Annotated in this window: 20 protein-coding genes; 3 read left to right on the top strand and 17 right to left on the bottom strand. The window is 70.7% G+C overall.

Translation table 11 applies throughout. From position 1 onward, the window contains the following. The first annotated feature begins 172 nt into the window (after positions 1-172). A complete protein-coding gene (locus CAL24_RS10225) occupies positions 173-592 on the top strand; it encodes a hypothetical protein (RefSeq protein WP_038853914.1) in 420 nt (139 codons plus the stop codon). A gap of 84 nt (positions 593-676) precedes the next feature. Beyond that, positions 677-2,404, top strand: a complete 1,728-nt coding sequence (locus CAL24_RS10230; protein WP_094806637.1) for a methyl-accepting chemotaxis protein — start codon at positions 677-679, stop codon at positions 2,402-2,404. A 61-nt stretch (positions 2,405-2,465) separates the two neighbouring features. Here CAL24_RS10230 and fliR read toward each other — a convergent pair whose 3' ends face one another. The 13 genes from fliR to fliF all read right to left on the bottom strand — a co-directional run bounded on the left by fliR (position 2,466) and on the right by fliF (position 13,464). Beyond that, a complete protein-coding gene (fliR, locus tag CAL24_RS10235; protein ID WP_028356309.1) occupies positions 2,466-3,254 on the bottom strand; it encodes a flagellar biosynthetic protein FliR in 789 nt (262 codons plus the stop codon). A 1-nt stretch (position 3,255) separates the two neighbouring features. Continuing rightward, the gene (fliQ, locus tag CAL24_RS10240; RefSeq protein ID WP_094806638.1) at positions 3,256-3,525 is read right to left on the bottom strand and encodes a flagellar biosynthesis protein FliQ; all 270 of its coding nucleotides are present in this window, start codon (positions 3,523-3,525) and stop codon (positions 3,256-3,258) included. A 13-nt stretch (positions 3,526-3,538) separates the two neighbouring features. Next, entirely contained in the window at positions 3,539-4,309 is a 771-nt protein-coding gene (fliP, locus tag CAL24_RS10245; RefSeq protein ID WP_028356307.1) for a flagellar type III secretion system pore protein FliP, read from the bottom strand. Between the two features lie 29 nt (positions 4,310-4,338). After that, positions 4,339-4,662 carry a flagellar biosynthetic protein FliO gene (fliO, locus tag CAL24_RS10250; RefSeq protein ID WP_094806639.1) on the bottom strand — a complete coding sequence of 108 codons (324 nt, stop codon included), beginning with the start codon at positions 4,660-4,662 and terminating at the stop codon, positions 4,339-4,341. A gap of 4 nt (positions 4,663-4,666) precedes the next feature. After that, on the bottom strand, positions 4,667-5,203 hold the full coding sequence (gene fliN / locus CAL24_RS10255; protein ID WP_094806640.1) for a flagellar motor switch protein FliN: 537 nt from the start codon (positions 5,201-5,203) through the stop codon (positions 4,667-4,669). Then, positions 5,196-6,203 (bottom strand): flagellar motor switch protein FliM, encoded by a 1,008-nt coding sequence (gene fliM / locus CAL24_RS10260; protein WP_028356304.1) that lies wholly within the window; start codon positions 6,201-6,203, stop codon positions 5,196-5,198. Before fliM ends, fliN begins: the two co-directional genes overlap by 8 nt. Before the next feature lie 2 nt (positions 6,204-6,205). Further along, positions 6,206-6,784, bottom strand: coding sequence for a flagellar basal body-associated FliL family protein (locus CAL24_RS10265; RefSeq protein WP_028356303.1), 579 nt, complete (start codon positions 6,782-6,784; stop codon positions 6,206-6,208). Positions 6,785-6,899: 115 nt separating this feature from the next. Continuing rightward, the gene (locus tag CAL24_RS10270) at positions 6,900-8,174 is read right to left on the bottom strand and encodes a flagellar hook-length control protein FliK (protein WP_249278524.1); all 1,275 of its coding nucleotides are present in this window, start codon (positions 8,172-8,174) and stop codon (positions 6,900-6,902) included. 23 nt (positions 8,175-8,197) lie between these two features. Then, entirely contained in the window at positions 8,198-8,647 is a 450-nt protein-coding gene (gene fliJ, locus CAL24_RS10275) for a flagellar export protein FliJ (protein WP_028356301.1), read from the bottom strand. Further along, positions 8,640-10,085, bottom strand: a complete 1,446-nt coding sequence (gene fliI / locus CAL24_RS10280; RefSeq protein WP_028356300.1) for a flagellar protein export ATPase FliI — start codon at positions 10,083-10,085, stop codon at positions 8,640-8,642. The genes fliJ and fliI overlap by 8 nt, the downstream gene beginning before the upstream one ends. After that, entirely contained in the window at positions 10,082-10,825 is a 744-nt protein-coding gene (fliH, locus tag CAL24_RS10285) for a flagellar assembly protein FliH (RefSeq protein WP_028356299.1), read from the bottom strand. The genes fliI and fliH overlap by 4 nt, the downstream gene beginning before the upstream one ends. Next, positions 10,818-11,828 carry a flagellar motor switch protein FliG gene (gene fliG, locus CAL24_RS10290; RefSeq protein ID WP_028356298.1) on the bottom strand — a complete coding sequence of 337 codons (1,011 nt, stop codon included), beginning with the start codon at positions 11,826-11,828 and terminating at the stop codon, positions 10,818-10,820. The genes fliH and fliG overlap by 8 nt, the downstream gene beginning before the upstream one ends. After that, entirely contained in the window at positions 11,818-13,464 is a 1,647-nt protein-coding gene (fliF, locus tag CAL24_RS10295) for a flagellar basal-body MS-ring/collar protein FliF (RefSeq protein WP_094806642.1), read from the bottom strand. Before fliF ends, fliG begins: the two co-directional genes overlap by 11 nt. Positions 13,465-13,797: 333 nt before the next feature. Between fliF and fliE the strand changes: the two genes are divergently transcribed. Next, a complete protein-coding gene (gene fliE / locus CAL24_RS10300; protein ID WP_028356296.1) occupies positions 13,798-14,130 on the top strand; it encodes a flagellar hook-basal body complex protein FliE in 333 nt (110 codons plus the stop codon). Between the two features lies 1 nt (position 14,131). Here fliE and CAL24_RS10305 read toward each other — a convergent pair whose 3' ends face one another. The 4 genes from CAL24_RS10305 to CAL24_RS10320 are packed head-to-tail and all read right to left on the bottom strand — an operon-like array spanning position 14,132 to position 16,468. Continuing rightward, on the bottom strand, positions 14,132-14,518 hold the full coding sequence (locus tag CAL24_RS10305) for a hypothetical protein (protein ID WP_028356295.1): 387 nt from the start codon (positions 14,516-14,518) through the stop codon (positions 14,132-14,134). Between the two features lie 18 nt (positions 14,519-14,536). Further along, positions 14,537-14,860 (bottom strand): EscU/YscU/HrcU family type III secretion system export apparatus switch protein, encoded by a 324-nt coding sequence (locus CAL24_RS10310; RefSeq protein WP_094806643.1) that lies wholly within the window; start codon positions 14,858-14,860, stop codon positions 14,537-14,539. Next, the gene (locus CAL24_RS10315) at positions 14,857-16,080 is read right to left on the bottom strand and encodes a flagellar hook-length control protein FliK (protein WP_028356294.1); all 1,224 of its coding nucleotides are present in this window, start codon (positions 16,078-16,080) and stop codon (positions 14,857-14,859) included. Before CAL24_RS10315 ends, CAL24_RS10310 begins: the two co-directional genes overlap by 4 nt. 37 nt (positions 16,081-16,117) lie before the next feature. Further along, complete coding sequence (locus tag CAL24_RS10320; RefSeq protein ID WP_094806644.1) at positions 16,118-16,468, bottom strand: flagellar protein FliT; 351 nt, start codon at positions 16,466-16,468, stop codon at positions 16,118-16,120. Between the last annotated feature and the right edge of the window lie 4 nt (positions 16,469-16,472).

Below are 16,472 nucleotides of genomic sequence, written 5' to 3' on the forward strand. Positions count from 1 at the left end.
GCCGGGGCCGTTGCCCGCCGGCGCGAGCGCGGCCCGTCCGGCGCGTCGTGCGGCGCCCGCCACGCCGCCGGCCCCGACGATGCCCGCCGCGGCCGCCACGCGCCGGCCGGCGGCCGACGACGACTGGGAGTCCTTCTGACATGCCGGGCGGGCGAACCGACGGGCGACGGCCATGGGCGTGAGAGCGCTGCTGCTGGGGCTGGGCGCGGCCGCGGCGTTGGCCGGCTGCTCGACCTCCGGAAACAATTTCGATCCCGGCGCTTTGTCGATGCTGACGCCGGGGGAGTCGACTCTGCAGGAAGCCGCCTATGCGCTGGGAGCGGCGCCGGTGGTGTTGTACGGACAGAGCGATGGCGGCGCATTGGCGCTGTGGTCGTTCAAGGCGACGTTCGTGACGGACGGACTGTACAGCCGCAAGGAGGCCCTGCTGCAGTTCGGTCCGGACGGCAGGCTGGTGCGCCTGGTGGATACGACCAACCTCCTGCTGGAGCCATGGGAGCGGCGCAAGCTGCTCGGCCCGGCACCCGGGCGGCTGGACGGGCCGGCGGGCGCTCCCTGGTCGATACCCGTGCCGGCCGCGCCTATGCAATAAGCGCCGCGGCGTGACCCGCCGAGGCCGATAACGCGCCGGCCTGCGTCGGCGAATACTTGTGCGAGCATCCCGACGGAGAAAATCATGGAAGCGAGTTACGACACTGCCGGCGCCAAGCCGGCCAAGCCCAAGAAGCGGGCCCGGGCGCCCAGGCAGAAGCGTTCCTGGAAGATCCGCGATGCGCGCGTAGGCACGCTGCTGCTGGTGGTGATGGCGTTCTTCGCGCTGCTGATCGCGGCGGTCGGCGCCCTGGCGGCGTATTTCCTGCAGACCAACTACGATGCGATCCGCCGCATCAACGACCTGACCGAGCGCGCCAAGCAGGTCGAGATCATCAACAGTGACATGCTGCGCGCCCGGGTGGACCTGATGGTGGCGGCCCGCTACCTGCAGGAGTCCGGCTGGGGCAGCGGCGAGAACTCGGCCCAATCGGCCAAGGAAGCGCTCGACGGCGCCACCGGCCGGCTGGACGGCGTGCGCAAGCGCTTCGCCGATTTCCAGAAGAACATGCTGGAAGACGATAGCGGCCGCCGGCTGTCGATGAATCTGGTGCGCCGGTATCGGGCCTATATCGACGACGGCGTCGACACCATGGTGGAGGCGCTGCGCAGCGAGGACTATTCCACTTTCTACATGGTGAACAATGAGTACGGCACGCCGCGCAGCGCCACCTTCATCGAGGCGATTGCCGAGTTCGACCAGTACATCCAGGAGCAGCAGCGCGCCAATGTGGCGGCCGCGCACCTGAACTTCCAGCGCGCCGTGCTGGCGGTCGGCGTGGCCGTGATCCTGGCCCTGCTGCTGATGGTGATGGCGCGCCTGGTGTTCGGCCGCCTGGTGGTGCGCCCGCTGATCGACGCCGGGCAGCACTTCGACAAGATCGCGGCGGGCGACCTGACGGCGCGGGTGGAGGTGCGCAACAGCAACGAGATCGGTCAGCTGTTCGCGGCGCTCAAGCGCATGCAGGAGAACCTGGCGCGCACGGTGTCGCAGGTGCGGCGCGGGGTCGACGAGATCAACGTGGGCGCGCGCGAGATCTCGGCGGGCAACACGGACCTGAGCAGCCGCACCGAGCAGCAGGCGGCCTCGCTGGAAGAGACGGCGGCCTCGATGGAGGAGCTGGCCTCGACGGTCAAGCAGAACGCGGACAACGCGCGCCAGGCCAACCAGCTGGCGGCCAGCGCCTCGGACGTGGCCGAGCGCGGCGGCGCGGCGGTCTCGGAGGTGGTGAGCACGATGGAGGACATCTCGGCGAGCTCGCGCAAGATTTCCGAGATCGTGTCGGTGATCGACGGGATCGCGTTCCAGACCAACATCCTGGCGCTGAACGCGGCGGTGGAGGCGGCGCGGGCGGGCGAGCAGGGCAAGGGCTTCGCGGTGGTGGCCGGCGAGGTGCGTTCGCTGGCGCAGCGCAGCGCGCAGGCGGCCAAGGAGATCAAGGTGCTGATCGAGGACTCGGTGAGCAAGGTGGGCACCGGTTCGCAGCAGGTCGAGCGCGCGGGCGCGACGATGCAGGAGATCGTGGCGTCGGTCAAGCGGGTGACGGACATCATGGGGGAGATCTCGGCGGCCTCGGAAGAGCAGTCGGGCGGGATCGACCAGGTGAACCGGGCGGTGTCGCAGATGGACGAGGTGACGCAGCAGAACGCGGCGCTGGTGGAAGAGGCGGCGGCTGCGGCGGGGTCGCTGCAGGAGCAGGCGCAGCGCCTGGCCGAGGCGGTGTCGGTGTTCAAGATCAATGCCGGCGAGGTCATCGAGGTGCCGGCGCAGCAGCTGACCGGATACGCGGCGCCCATGGTGGCGCAAGCCTGAGGTACCGCGGTCCGGGGAACCGGCGGGATGCCGGGAGCCGCTCAGCCATGTCGCTGGCGGCTCACTTCCCCGCCAGCCCCCCGGCCACGTCGCTCATGGCCTGCAGGCCGTCGCGCAGCAAGGCTTCGAGGAAGGGCGCCGAATGGGGCAGCACCAGCGCCAGCAACAGCAGCCCGGCAATCAGGCTGACCGGGAATCCCACCGCGAACACGGACAGCTGCGGCGCCGCGCGGTTCAGGATGCCCATCGCCAGGTTGATCGTCAGCAGGGCGCAAATGAGCGGCAGGGCCAGCAGCAAGCCGGATACGAAGACCGCCTGGCTCCATTGCAGCAGGACGCCCCAGCCATTGCGGTCCAGGGCCAGGGGCTGCAGCGGCAGCACATCGAACGAGCGCACCAGCGCGGCCAGCACCAGCAGATGGCCGTCGAGCGCCAGGAACACCAGCATCGCCAGGATGTTGAACAGGCGCGCCAGCACGGCGGTGTTGGCGCCGGTGGCGGGATCGAAGAACGAGGCGAACGACAGGCCCATCTGCAGGCCGACGAACTCGCCGGCCGTCTGCACCGCGGCGAACACGATGCGCATGGTAAAGCCCAGCGCGATGCCGATGACCACCTGCTGCCCCAGCAGCCACAGGGCGGCATAGGAGCCGGGCGGGATGGCGGGCGGCGGGCCGAGCGCCGGCGTCACCGCGACGGTCAGCAGGAACGCCAGGCCCACCTTGACCCGGACCGGGATGGTCGATTCCGAAAACAGCGGTGCGCTGCCCACCAGCGCCAGCATGCGCGCGAACGGCCACAGGAACTGCAGCAGCCAGGCGTCGAGCTGTTGCTGGGTAAAAGAGACCACCCTACGAAACCAGCAGGGGAATCTGGCCGATCAACTGCCGGATATAGTCTGTCATGAGCCCCAGCAGCCACGGGCCGATCAGCACCAGCACGCCGCACATCGCCAGCAGCTTCGGGATGAACGACAGCGTCATTTCATTGATCTGGGTGGCGGCCTGGAACACCGCGATGACCAGCCCCACCACCAGCGTCACCAGCAGCAAGGGGCCGGCCATGGCCAGCGCGATCTTCATCGCCTGGTAGGACATCGACATGACGGTCTCGGCGGTCATGGGGGCGCTCCGCTCATTGATAGAAGCTGCTGGCCAGCGAACCCAGCAGCAGGTGCCAGCCATCGGCCAGCACGAACAGCATCAGCTTGAACGGCAACGCCACCGTGACCGGCGGCACCATCATCATGCCGAGCGACATCAACACGCTGGCCACCACCAGGTCGATGATCAGGAAGGGGATGAAGATGGTGAAGCCGATCTGGAAGGCGGTCTTGAGCTCGCTGGTGACGAACGCCGGCACCAGGATCTTCAGCGGCACCTGCGAGGGATCCTGCAGCTCCGGCTGCTTGGCGAGATTGGCGAACAGGCTCAGGTCATTCTCGCGGGTCTGGTGCAGCATGAAGGTGCGCAGCGGCGCAGCGGCCCGCTCGACCGCCGTCTCGAACGGAATGGCGCCTTCCGACAGGGGCTGGTAGGCCTCGGCGTAGATGCGGTCGAACACCGGCGACATGGTGTAGAACGTCAGGAACAGGGCCAGCCCGATCAGCACGTGGTTGGGCGGCGACATCGCCGTGCCCAGCGCGCTGCGCAGCAGTCCCAGCACGATGATGATGCGGGTGAAGCCGGTCATCATCAGCAGGGCGGCCGGCAGGAACGACAGTGAGGTCATCAGCAGCAGGGTCTGCATGCTGAGCGAATAGGTTTGCGAGCCATCCGGGCCGGGGGTCGCGGTCAGCGCCGGCAGGGTGGCCTGCGCGAGCGCGCCGGCGGGATAGAGCGCCAGCGCGGCCAGCACGGCGGCGATGACCAGCGGCGGCACGCAGCAGCGCTGGAGCAGGGACATGGCGGCGGATGTCATGGGGCGCGGGCGCGTCATTGGCCGCGCCGCAGCGCCGCGGCGAGCTTGCCGGCGAACGGCTCGGCGCCGGGGCCTGCCGGCGGCAGCGCGCCGGCCGGCAGCGTATGCAGCGTGGTCAGCTGAGTGGGCGTCACGCCGACCACCAGCCAGGTGTCCTCGATCTGCAGCACCGCCACGCTGTGCCGCGGGCCGAGCGGCACGCTGGCCACCTGGCGCAGCAGGCGCGCCTGCGCGCGGCCGGCCAGGCCGGCACGGCGCGCCAGCCAGGCGGCGGCCAGGATCGCGGCCACCACCAGCAGCAGGCCGATCGCCACGCGCAGCAGGGCGGAGTCTGTCATCGTGTCAACGCCGGTTGTTCAGGCGGTTGATGCGCTCGGACGGGGTGATGATGTCGGTGAGGCGGATGCCGTATTTCTCTTCGACCACCACCACCTCGCCCTGGGCGATGAGGTAGCCGTTGACGAAGATGTCCATGGGCTCGCCCGCCAGCCCGTCGAGCTCGACCACCGAGCCCTGGCCCAGTTGCAGCAGGTTCTTGATGGTGAGCCGGGTGCGGCCCAGCTCGACCGTGAGCTGGACGGGGACGTCCATGATCAGGTCGATGTCGCTGCCGGTGCTGCCGGCAGTATTGGCCAGAGGCTTGAATACCGAGCCGCCGGCCGGCCTGGCGGCCGCCGCGGCGGCGTCCGCCGGCGGCGCGCCGGCGGCGGCCTGTTCGGCCATGGCGTTGGCCCAGTCGTCCTGCGGCTTCAAGCCGTCGGCCTGGGTGGCAGGGGCGCCCGCGGCGGATTGTTCGGCGAGCGCGTCGGCCCAGTCGTCGGCCGGGCGGGCCGGCGAGCCGGGGTCCGCCTGGCCGGGCCGCTCGTTCGTGTCAGTCATGGTCGGGAGCCTCGTGAGAGTCGCTTTCGTGAGTAAACAGGTTCTGGACGCGCAGCGCGTACTGGCCGTTGAAGACGCCGTAGCCGCATTCCATCAGCGGCACGCCATTGACGCTGGCGATCACTTTCTCGGGCACGTCGATCGGCAGTACATCGCCCGGCTTCAGGCGCATCAGCTCGCCGATGGTCGCGGCGATGGCGGCGAATTCGGCCGTCAGCTCGACGTCGGCGCTGCGCACCTGGCGCGACAGCTGTTGTGTCCAGCGCTGGTCCACTTCCTCGAGCGCGGTTTCCTGCAGCGGCCGGGTCAGCAGGTCGCGCACCGGCTCGATCATGGAATAGGGCAGGCAGATATTGAGGTCGCCGCCGGTCGCGCCGAATTCGATATGGAACGACGTCACCACCACCACTTCGTTATTGCCGGTGATGCTGGCGAACTTGGTGTGCATCTCCGAGCGCACATACTCGAACTCGATCGGATACACCGCTTCCCAGGACTTGCCGTAGCTTTCCAGCGTCAGGTTCAGCAAGCGGCGGATGATGCGCTGCTCGGTGGTGGTGAAGTCGCGGCCCTCGACGCGCGTATGGTATCGCCCGTCGCCGCCGAACAGGCTGTCAATGACCAGGAACACCAGGCTGGGATCGTAGGTGAACAGCGCCGTGCCCCGCAGCGGCTTCATCTGGATCATGTTCAGGTTGCTGGGCACCGGCAGGTTGCGCTCGAAATCGGCGTACTTCAGGATCTTGATCGAGCCTACCGTGATGTCGGCGTTGCGCCGCATGAAATTCAGCAACAGGTGGCGCAGGTGGCGCGCGAAGCGCTCGTTGATGAGCTCCAGCGTCTGCATGCGCCGGCGCACCACGCGGTCGGGCGAGCTCAGGTCGTAGGCGCGCGCGCCGCGCGGATCGTCCTCGCCGCCCGGCTTGCTGTCGCTTTCGCCCGTGACGCCGGCCAGCAGCGCATCGACTTCGTCCTGCGAAAGAAACGCCTCGTAGGCCATGCTTACTGCACCACGAAGGCGGTGAACAGCGCGTCGCTGACGTACTGGCCGTCGGGCAGCGGCGAGAAGGGCCGGTTGACGGCCGCGACGATGGCCCGCGCCATGTCGGCCTTGCCCTGCAGGCTCTGGGCGGCGGCCGGCGACTGCGCCGACAGCACCATCAGGATGCGGCTGCGGACCTCGGGCATGTATTTCTCGATGCGCGTGCGGGTCTGCTCGTCGCCGGCCCGCAGGGTGATGCCCACGTGCAGGATACGTTCGCTGTCGGCGCTTTGCAGGGTGACCGTGAAGGCTTCCAGCGGGATGAAGATGGGCGCGGGCACCGCTGCCGGCGCGGCGGGCGGTGCCACGAATACCGCCTCGGCCGGCCCGGAGCCGGGTTGGCCGACGCCCAGCTTGACGGGCGCGGCGGGCTGCGAGTACTGGCGGTGCATGACGAACCAGGTGATGGCGACACTGGAGGCTGCGACGATGGCGAGCGCCAGCAGCCAGAAAAGACCGCGCAGGATTGGACTGCCGCCGGCCGCGCGCAGCGGCAGGCTGTTGCGCAGCGGCATGGAAGGATTCTTGGAAGTGGCCATCAGGGTTTCGATACTAGGGAATGAAGGGATTCTGCCGCAAAGTCCGCGGGCCTTTGCAGGCGAAAAACAGCACGAAATTCGCGTATCTCAGCCTATTGCGCGCCGTCCGCCAAGCTCAGGCGAAAGTGTCTACCAGCCCGTCGGTGGGGCGCGCCGGCCGGCCCGCGACATGCACGGCCACTTCCGCGTCGGCCGGGGACTCGCCATGCCCGCCCTGGGCCTGGCCGCGCGCTTGCTGTTGCATGTCGGAGCCGGACTGCGCGCCGTGGTCGCCCACGCTGGCCTGGCCCAGCGACAGGCCGGCCTGGGCCAGCGCCTGCTGCAATTGCGGCAGCGCGGCTTCGACCGCATGGCGCACGGCCGCGTGGGCCGATACGAAGCTGGCGCTCGCCACGCCGTCGTTGACGCTGAGCGTGACGCGCAGCGGGCCGAGGTCCGGCGGGTCGAGCCGCAGTTCGGCGGTGTGGTGTCCTGTGCCGCTCTCGTGGCTCAGTACCACCAGTTGATGTCCCAGGTCGGCGCCCCAGGCGGGCGTCGCGGACAGCGGCGTGGCGATGCTCAATGCCAGGGGAGGGTTGGCGCCGAGCTGGCCGGGCGCCGCGGCGCCGTCCGGGCGGCCGCTGCCCGACAAGGCCAGCGCGGCTTGCATGGCGGACGGCTGATCGGGGGCCGCGGGCGCGGCCGGCTCCGCCAGCGGGGCGGTCAAGGGTACGCCCGGCGGCGCGTCGGCCGTCGGCGGCGGCTCGTCGCCGGCCAGTTGCTGTGTTCCGGCGTGGGGCACCGGCGCCTGCGGCAGCGCGGCCGCCGGGGCGGCGGTAGCCTGCATGGCGCGCGTTGTCGCGACCGTCGTCGCCGCGGCAGCCGCGCGAGGGTGCGCCGCGGCGGCATCGGGCAGGATCGCGGTGGCCGGCACGCCGGACGGCGCGGCGGCCGCGGCCGGCTCGGACGAGAGCGTCATGGGCGTCGCCGCCGGGCCGGCGGCCAGGACAGGCGGCGCGGCCGGCGTCGGCGCCGCGGCGGCAGCGGCCTGTTGCAGCCGGGCCGCGTGCGCGGCGATTTCGATGGCCTGGGCGGGCAGCGCCGGCGCGGTCGGCGCCGCCACCGCCAGGGCCGCCGCGGCGGCCTGGGCGGCTTCCTGGTCCTGGGCCTGGTCGGGCTGGCCGGCATCGATGCCTGGGGCCGTCTCGCCCTCGACCGCCTTGCCGCGATCCGCCCTGCCAGGCTGGCCGGCGGATAGGGCGGCCGGGCCCGGGTCGGCGGCGCGCTGGCGCGCCAGCGTCTGCGCGAAGCTGTCCCGCCCGCCGCCGGACGCGGGCTTGTCGGCGCCGCGCCCGGCGTTGGGAGGCGCGGCGGAAGGAACGGGCAATTGAGGAGGCGAGGTCGCGGTCATGGTGGTCTTGATCGGCGGTCGTATCATCGCGGCGCGGCCTGGCCGTATGCCAGGCGGGACGCGTATTCGTCGTTGGCGCGTTGTTCGCGGCGCGCTTCGCGCGTGGCCCGCGCACGCTGTTCGCGCCGGGCCAGCGCATCGAACGAGTTGAGGCGGCGCTGCTGCTGCTGCCAATGCGCGCGGCCCTGCGCCAGATGGTCGTCGGCCTGGCGCAGCACGATGGCCTGCTGCCCGATGGCATCGTCGAGCGTGGCGATGAAGCGCTGGTAGTTGTGGCAGTCGGCGGCCGACATGCCGGATTGCATGGCGGCTTGCAGGCGCGCGAGGTAGTCCTGCCGGTACTCGTGCAGCATCGACAGTTGCTGCTCGGCGTGGTTGCGCTGGGCATTGAGGCGGCCCAGCGCGCGCGCCGCGTCGTCGGCGCCGTCCTTGGCCAGTCCGAGCAGGGTGTCGAGGGGCAATCCGCTAGGCATGGGCGTCCTTGGTTTCGAAGGTGGCGCGCAGTTGGTCGACAGCGGCGTCATAGGCGACGTTCTCGCCGATATCCTGCTGCAGGAACGCCTCCAGGCGCGGATAGCGCGCGATGGCGTCGTCGAGCTGCGGGTCGTTGCCGGCGCTGTAGGCGCCGACGGCGATCAAGTCGCGGTTGCGCTGATAGCGGGACAGCGCCTGCTTGAAACGGCGCACCACGGCGTACTGCGCATGCGGGATCAGCGCCGTCATGGCGCGCGAGATCGAAGCCTCGATATCGATGGCCGGGTAGTGCCCGGCCTCGGCCAGGTGGCGCGACAGCACCACGTGGCCGTCGAGGATCGCGCGCGCCGCATCGGCGATGGGGTCCTGCTGGTCGTCGCCTTCGGCCAGCACGGTGTAGAAGGCGGTGATCGAGCCGGCTTTGCCGCCCGCTCCGGGCGCGCCCATGCCGGCGCGCTCGACCAGCGCCGGCAAGCGCGCGAACACCGAGGGCGGGTAGCCCTTGGTGGCGGGAGGCTCGCCGATCGCCAGCGCGATCTCGCGCTGCGCCATGGCGTAGCGCGTCAGCGAATCCATGATCAGCAGCACGTCCCGGCCCTGGTCGCGGAAATGTTCGGCCAGGCGGGTGGCGTAGGCCGCGCCCTGTAGCCGCAGCAGGGGCGACACGTCGGCCGGGGCGGCCACCACCACCGAGCGCGCCAGACCGTCCGCGCCGAGGTTGTGCTCGATGAACTCCTTGACTTCGCGGCCGCGCTCGCCGATCAGGCCCACCACGATCACATCGGCGCGGGTATAGCGGGCCATCATGCCCAACAGCACGCTCTTGCCCACGCCGGAGCCCGCGAACAGGCCCATGCGCTGGCCCCGGCCCACCGTCAACAGCCCATTGATGGCGCGTACGCCCACATCCAGCACAGTGTCGATCGGCGCGCGCGACAACGGGTTGATCGGCTGCGCGGCCAGCGGCGCCAGCTCGGCGCCGACCAGCGGGCCCAGGCCATCCAGCGGGCGCCCGGCGCCGTCCAGCACGCGGCCCAGGAGGGCGTCGCCCACCGGCAGGTGGCGGCCCAGCTGCGGCTTGGCGTTGCCGTTGAGCTCGGCCGTGCGGGGCAGGGGGATGGCCCGCTGCACGGGCGGTTCGCCCGGCACGACCCGCGCGCCGGGGGGCAGGCCGGCAATGTCGGCCTGTGGCATCAAGTACAGGGTGTGGCCATCGAACCCGACCACCTCGGCATCGGCCCAGTGATCGTGGCCGCGCGCGATCTCGATGCGGCAGGCCGCGCCCACCGGCAGGCGCAGGCCGGTGGCGTGCAGCACCAGGCCGGTGGCGCGCGTGATGCGGCCGGCCGCCAGCCAGGGCTCGGTGGAGCCGGCGCGGATCGAGCCGATGCGCAGCTGGGTCTGCCAGCGCTCGATGACCGGCACGGCGGCGCTCATGCCTGTTCCTCCCAGGGCATGTCGCGGCCCAGCGACGCGGCGATGCGGCGCCAGCGGGTCTGCAGGGTGGCGTCGATGTCACCGTAGGGAGTCTCGGCGCGGCAGCCGCCGCGCGCGATGGACTCATCGGCCAGCACGCGCCAATGACCTTCGCGCAGCTCGTCGGCCAGATGCAGCCGCACCAGTTCGAGATCGTCCGGGTGCACCCACAGCCGCATGGCGCCGCCCGCCGCGGGGTGAATGTGCAGCACTTCCCGCACCGCGGCCAGCATGGCTTCGGGCTGCTCGCGCAGCGCGGTGCGCAGCACCTGGCCGGCGATGTCCAGGGCCAGCGTCAGCAGGGCCTGGCCCATGCGGGCCTCCAGGGCGGCCAGCGATGCGCCGCAGGCGTCCGCCAGCGCGTGCAGCCGCAGCGCTTCCTGGCGCGCCTGTTCGCGGCCTTCGGCCAGGCCCTGCTGGTAGCCGGCCTCGCGGCCCGCGGCCAGCCCTTCGGCGTGGCCGGCCGCCCGGCCTTCGGCCAGGCCCTGTTCACGGCCTTGTGCCAGCCCTTCGAGATGACCGGCCTGGCGGCCCTGTTCCTCGGCCTGGCGGCGCAGCGCATCGAGGTCCGGCCCGGGATCGGGCGTGGGCGGCGCGATCTCCACCGCGTCCTCGACCGGCAGGTCGAACGACGACATCTGCCAGCGCCGCCACGCGGTGCGCGCCAGCGCGTCGGCGGCCGGCCGGTGCGCCTCAGACATAGGCGTCGTCTCCCTGGTTGCCCAGCACGATCTGGCCGCTCTCGGCCAGGCGGCGGGCAATCTGCAGGATCTTCTTCTGCTCGCCCTCGACCTTCGACATGCGGACGGGCCCCTGGGCTTCCAGGTCCTCGCGCAGGATGTCGGCCGCGCGGCTGGACATGTTGCGCAGGAACTTGGCGCGCAATTCCTCGGATGCGCCCTTGAGCGCGATCATCAGGCTGTCGTTGTCGATCTCCTTGAGGATCAGCTGCAGGGCGCGATCCTCCACGTCGACCAGGTTGTCGAACACGAACATCTCGTCGATGATCTTCTGGGCCAGGTCGTTGTCGCGCTCGCGCAGGCTTTCGACCACCGCTTCTTCGTCGGCCGAGCTCATCATGTTGAGGATCTCGGCCGCCGTGCGGACGCCGCCCATCTTGCTGCGCTTGGCGCCCTGGCCGGCCAGCACCGAGTTCAGCACGTCGGTGAGCTCCGCCAGGGCCGCCGGCTGCACCCCGCCGAACGTGGCGATGCGCAGCATCACGTCATTGCGCAGCCGGTCGGTGAGCAGCGCCAGCACGCCCGCGGCGCGGTCGCGCTCCAGGTGCACCAGGATGGTGGCGATGATCTGCGGATGCTCGTCGCCGATCAGTTCGGCTACGGTGTGCGGGTCCAGCCAGTTGAGGGCGTCGATGCCGCTGGCGCCTTCGCCGGCTTCCAGGATGTCCTCGATCAGGCCGGCGGCGCGGTCGCTGCCCAGCGCCTTGGTGAGCACGGCGCGGATGTACTCGTCCGAGCCCAGCGTGACCGCCATGAACTGGTCCGCCTCCTGGCGGAATTCTTCCAGCACTATCGCCACGTCGCCGCGGGTGACCTGCTTCAGATTGGCCATCGAGCCGCCCACCTGCTGCACTTCGCGCGCGGTCAGGTACTTGAAGACTTCCGCCGCGGCGTCCTCGCCGAGCGACATCATCAGCACGGCGCTGCGGGTCACGCCATCCAGCGGTTTTCCGTCATTTCTCATCTTTGGTCATCCAGGCGCGCATCACCATGGCCACCGCGCGCGGATCCTTGGTGGCCATCTCGCGGGCGCGCTGCAAGTTGTCCTCATAGCGGTCGACTTCCTTGGCGCGCGCCGCGGCCTGGGCCTCGCGCTGCGCCTCCAGCCTGCGCGCCTCGGCTTCTTCCGGGTCGACCGGCGGGTACAGGTAGTTGGCCACCGCCGGGCGCAGCTTGCGGTACAGCCAGAAGGCCAGCGCCAGTCCCAGCACCCAGGCCAGCACGGTCTTGACCAGGCCGATCAGTTCGGGGTCGCGCCACAGGGGCGGCGCCGCCGGCTGGTCGTTGAACTGGCTGTTGACCAGGTTCAGCGAATCGCCGCGCGTTTCGGAATAGCCCATGGCCTCGCGCACCAGGTTGGTCAGCTTGGTGAGTTCTTCCGGCGGCAGCGGCTGCGGTTCGCCGCTGGCGTCGGGCAGGTAGTTGACCACCACCGCCACCGACAGGCGCTTGAGCTGGCCCACCGGCTGCTTCACGTGGCTGATGGTCCGGTCGACCTCATAGTTGATGGTGGCGTCGTGCCGGTTGTTGGTCGGCACCTGAGGCTGCGGCGCCTCGTTCTGTTGCTGGGCCTGGCCGGCCCGGGCCGGCTGGGGCGCGGGCGGCGGGTTGACGATCGACGCCTCGGCCGCCGCGGGCGGCTGGTTGCTCAGCGCGCCCGGCACGCCCTGCGCGGGGCCCACGCCGGTCTGCGCCGAATCGCTGGTCTGCTTGCTGCGCACGGCGGCCTGGCCCGGTTCCTGGTTGGGCCGGTAGACCTCGGAGGTCTGCTCGCGACGCGCGAAATCGACTTCGGCGCTGGCCTGGGCCTGCACATTGCCGGGGCCGACCAGCGGGTTGAGGATGGTCAGGATGCGTTCGACGGTGCGCTGCTCGACGTCGCGCACGAAACGCGACTGGTCGGCGTCCATGCCGCGTCCTTCGCCCAGCGGGGCCGACAGCAGGCGGCCGTTCTGATCGACGATGGAAATGTTCTCGGCGGTCAGGTCGGGCACGCTGGACGCCACCAGCCAGGCCACCGCCGCCACCTGGGCGTGGCTCAGGCTGCGGCCGGGGTACAGGTGCAGCAGCACCGACGCCGTCGGCGCCTGGCGGTCGCGCACGAACAGGGACTGGCGCGGCAGCGCCAGGTGCACCCGGGCGCTCTGCACCGTGTTCATGGCCTCGATCGAGCGGGCCAGCTCGCCTTCCAGCCCGCGCTGGTAGTTCACCTGCTCGGCGAACTGGCTGGCGCCGAAGCGGGCGTTGTCCAGCAACTCGAAACCGACCGAGCCGCCGCGCGGCAGGCCCTGGCTGGCCAGCTGCATGCGCGTGTCATAGACCCGTTCGGCCGGCACCAGCAGGGCGCGGCCATCGCTGCTGAAGCGATACGGCACGTTCATTTGTCCCAGCGCGGTGACGATGGCGCCGCCGTCGCGGTCGTCGAGGTTCGAGAACAGGACCTTGTAATCCGGCTCGCGGCTCCATAGCGCCAGCACGGCAACGACGGCCACCAGGGCGGCCGCCGCGCCCAGCAGCAGCGGCTTGGGCAGCGCGCGTACTTTTTCTAGAACCGGAAACTTCGCCAGCAGCGAGGCGCCTGGAATGGCCTGCTGGTTCATCGGTGGCTCCGGCAAGCTTCGCGGAGCGGGGAGGCGGACAACATGGGCGAATGGGGCAGGTTACGCATGCAACATGCTTGGGATCGGGGAGCGTGAATTATGGCGGTGGCCCTGGCTATCCCAATCGATGAAAACAACCGGTTTTTGGCGTTAGTTGTCCTCTATGTGTCCCGCCTTTTCCCGGGCCCCTCGCCCGGGGGGGGCACGAGCCAGCTCGCGCCGGTCATGCGCGGAACTGCCGGGTGTTTTGCCGGCTATTGGCGGCTATGGAGACGGCCGGCGGCGCGTACGCTTGCAATCCTCAATGTTTTTCCTGCGAGAGGAAGCAAGGCCATGGCGGTGTCGGGATTGTCGGGTATTGAAAGCATGCTGCAGCAGATGCGCGCCGTGGTGCGCGCGGCGCAGAGCAATGGCGTGACGCCGGCCGACCTGACCCCCGCGCCCACCAGTTTCGCCGCCGAGCTGCATCGTTCCGTGCAGCGCATTTCGGCCGCGCAGAATGCCGCCAGCACGCAGGCCAAGGCATTCGAGCTGGGCGCGCCGGGCGTGGCGCTCAACGACGTGATGATCGATCTGCAGAAAAGCTCGATCGCTTTCCAGACAGCCGTGCAGGTCCGCAACCGCCTGGTGGCGGCCTACAAGGAAATCTCGTCGATGTCGGTGTAGTTCAAGCGCCGGGCTGCGTGCGGGTTCCCTGGTACCACATGCAATCAGGAAAGGCCGACAGCATGGCCGCGCTGCGGTCGGGAAAGCGCAGCACCAGGGGCGCAGGCACGCGGAAGCGCACGTCGGCGCCGTCCGGGGTGCCGGCGGAAAAGTCCAGCGTCATCGTCTCGTACGGCCTGGCGCCGCGCAGGTGAATCTCGAAGCGGTCGATGTCGCGGGGCCGCCAGAAGAAGTGCCGCAACTGCCAATCGGGACCGAGGATGCGCACATCGCAGGCTTGGCCGTCGGCGCACACTTGCACGCGGCAGTCCGGATGCATCAATTCGCGCAGCATCGAGCGGATCTCGTCGGTGCGGCTCATCAGGGCGCCAGCGGAGACGGGTTTCATGGTCCGGGGCGGCCCTCATTACGACGCCGGAGCAGGCGCAGTCGGTCCGCCGGGCGGCGCCGCGGCGGCTTCCAGTCCATACAGCCAGGCCAATAGTTCGGCTACGGCGGCATATAGCTGCGGGGGAATGTGTGCGTCCAGGTCGACCTGCATCAGGAGCTCCACGAGTTCGCGCGATTCGTGCACATACAAGCCATGCTCCCGCGCGGTGCGCACGATGGTGTCGGCGATCTGCCCGTAGCCCTTGGCCACGATGCGAGGCGCCACATCGTTATCGCCATAGCTTAGCGCAACGGCTGCGCCGCGGCTGGTAGGCGTTTCCCTCGGCTCGGATGGGCTCATGGCAGCGGCTCGTCGGGACGGGATGCCGTGGCCGCCACGGAAAGCCGGCTCAGCGTCAGGCCGGCGCGCTGCAGGCTCTCCCGCAGCAGCTGGGTTTCGTCGCCGATCAGGGCGGCGCTGCGCGGCGCGACCAGTTGCATCACGAGCTGGTCGCCCGCCAGGGTCAGGCGCGCCTCGACCAGGCCCAGGCGCGGCAGATCCAGCTTGAGGCGCGTGGCCCAGTGCGGCACGGACGGGTCGGCGCCCTCCGGCGCCTGGCGGCGCACTTCCCATTCAAGCGGCGTGCCCGGCCAGGCCGCGCCATGCCAGAGCAGCGCCTGGTTTGCCAGGATGTCCAATTGCTGGCGCACCAGCGGCGCGGCGTCCGGGTGGACGCCGGCCGGCGCGGCGGACGCGCCGGCGGTCGGCGCGGAATTGCCGCCAGGCGCGCTGTCGCCCGGCGCCGCCGCCCCGGCCGATGCCGGCCCCGGCGCGCGCGGCGCGCTTGCGGGAGCGAAGGTCTGCGAATGGTCGCGCGGCAGGCCGGCTTGCGGTTCGCCGCGCACTTGCTCGAGCGTGCGCTGGCCAAAGGCCAGTTCGCTCAAGTGCGATTCGTAGAACAGCCCGCTGCCTTGCAGCGCCTGGCGCAAGGCGCCGGCCAGCATGGCGGGCAGGGCGGCCGGTCCCGCGGCGCTTGCGGCCGCCGGGCCGGCGGCAGGCGGCGGCGCAGCGGGCGTCGCGGAGGCGGGCGGCGGCGCGGGGTGGGGGGCCGGCCGCGCGATCGCCGCCTCCGCGGGCGCGGCAGCGCCGGCCGGGGCTGCCGGGGTACCGGGCGGCGTCGGCCAAAGCGGCGCGCGGCCCTGGGCCGCGGGAGCCTGGTCGGGATACAGCGCCAGCAGGGCCAGTATGGTGCGGGCTGTTTGTCCCAGGGTGGTGGGCGCGGAGGCCGTGGCGTCGTTGCGCGTGACCAGCTCGCGCGCGGCCTGGCCGGAGGTCTCGGCCGTCCTGGCGTCGCCGACGGCGTTGCCGCGGTCGCCGCGGGCCTGCACGGCTTCGGCCGGCGGGCGCGGATTGCGCCCGGTGGCGTCGGCCTGGCCGGGGCGGGCGGCCTCGCCCGGCTGGGCGACCGCGTCGGGCCGCGCGCCCGACACGAGATTGGCGTGGGCCGCCATGGTGGTGCCGAGCACGGCATCGAGCCGCTGCACCAGTACCGTGCTCAGGGCGGGCGGTCCGATGCTCATTGTCGCCGGCCCGCCGGGCCCAGGGTGCCGCGCGCCGTCATGCGGCGGACGGCTGCGTGCCGTACGCGGACAGCAGCGATTGCTGCCGCTTCATGCGGCCCAGCAGATCGCTCAGGCGCGCCATTTGCGGAATCGCCAGGTCGCGGGTGGCGGCATCATTGTCCAGGATGCGCACCAGCAGGTCGTACTTGGCTTCACGGCCGGCATGGTCCAGCGGCGTCACCGGATCGACAATGCGCAATCGCTCGACCAGTTCGCAATAGCGCTGGCCGCAGTTCAGCACCGTGCTCCAGTCGCCCGCCCGGGCGGCGGCGTGCATCTGGTCGGTCAGGTTGGCGATTTCCCGGTAAATGTCCAGGACGGGGGCGTGCCGCAAGGTGGACGTCATAAGT

This window comes from Bordetella genomosp. 2 (genome assembly GCF_002261345.1).
In the GTDB taxonomy this organism is placed as follows: Bacteria; Pseudomonadota; Gammaproteobacteria; order Burkholderiales; family Burkholderiaceae_B; genus Bordetella_A.

Excerpts from the sequence above, each read along its gene's own strand:
- CAL24_RS10225 (WP_038853914.1), top strand. The coding sequence starts at position 173 with ATGGGCGTGAGAGCGCTGCTGCTGGGGCTGGGCGCGGCCGCGGCGTTG.
- CAL24_RS10230 (WP_094806637.1), top strand. The coding sequence starts at position 677 with ATGGAAGCGAGTTACGACACTGCCGGCGCCAAGCCGGCCAAGCCCAAG.
- fliQ (WP_094806638.1), bottom strand. The coding sequence starts at position 3,525 with ATGACCGCCGAGACCGTCATGTCGATGTCCTACCAGGCGATGAAGATC.
- fliP (WP_028356307.1), bottom strand. The coding sequence starts at position 4,309 with ATGTCCCTGCTCCAGCGCTGCTGCGTGCCGCCGCTGGTCATCGCCGCC.
- fliO (WP_094806639.1), bottom strand. The coding sequence starts at position 4,662 with ATGACAGACTCCGCCCTGCTGCGCGTGGCGATCGGCCTGCTGCTGGTG.
- fliN (WP_094806640.1), bottom strand. The coding sequence starts at position 5,203 with ATGACTGACACGAACGAGCGGCCCGGCCAGGCGGACCCCGGCTCGCCG.
- fliM (WP_028356304.1), bottom strand. The coding sequence starts at position 6,203 with ATGGCCTACGAGGCGTTTCTTTCGCAGGACGAAGTCGATGCGCTGCTG.
- CAL24_RS10265 (WP_028356303.1), bottom strand. The coding sequence starts at position 6,784 with ATGGCCACTTCCAAGAATCCTTCCATGCCGCTGCGCAACAGCCTGCCG.
- CAL24_RS10270 (WP_249278524.1), bottom strand. The coding sequence starts at position 8,174 with ATGACCGCGACCTCGCCTCCTCAATTGCCCGTTCCTTCCGCCGCGCCT.
- fliJ (WP_028356301.1), bottom strand. The coding sequence starts at position 8,647 with ATGCCTAGCGGATTGCCCCTCGACACCCTGCTCGGACTGGCCAAGGAC.
- fliI (WP_028356300.1), bottom strand. The coding sequence starts at position 10,085 with ATGAGCGCCGCCGTGCCGGTCATCGAGCGCTGGCAGACCCAGCTGCGC.
- fliH (WP_028356299.1), bottom strand. The coding sequence starts at position 10,825 with ATGTCTGAGGCGCACCGGCCGGCCGCCGACGCGCTGGCGCGCACCGCG.
- fliG (WP_028356298.1), bottom strand. The coding sequence starts at position 11,828 with ATGAGAAATGACGGAAAACCGCTGGATGGCGTGACCCGCAGCGCCGTG.
- fliF (WP_094806642.1), bottom strand. The coding sequence starts at position 13,464 with ATGAACCAGCAGGCCATTCCAGGCGCCTCGCTGCTGGCGAAGTTTCCG.
- fliE (WP_028356296.1), top strand. The coding sequence starts at position 13,798 with ATGGCGGTGTCGGGATTGTCGGGTATTGAAAGCATGCTGCAGCAGATG.
- CAL24_RS10305 (WP_028356295.1), bottom strand. The coding sequence starts at position 14,518 with ATGAAACCCGTCTCCGCTGGCGCCCTGATGAGCCGCACCGACGAGATC.
- CAL24_RS10310 (WP_094806643.1), bottom strand. The coding sequence starts at position 14,860 with ATGAGCCCATCCGAGCCGAGGGAAACGCCTACCAGCCGCGGCGCAGCC.
- CAL24_RS10315 (WP_028356294.1), bottom strand. The coding sequence starts at position 16,080 with ATGAGCATCGGACCGCCCGCCCTGAGCACGGTACTGGTGCAGCGGCTC.
- CAL24_RS10320 (WP_094806644.1), bottom strand. The coding sequence starts at position 16,468 with ATGACGTCCACCTTGCGGCACGCCCCCGTCCTGGACATTTACCGGGAA.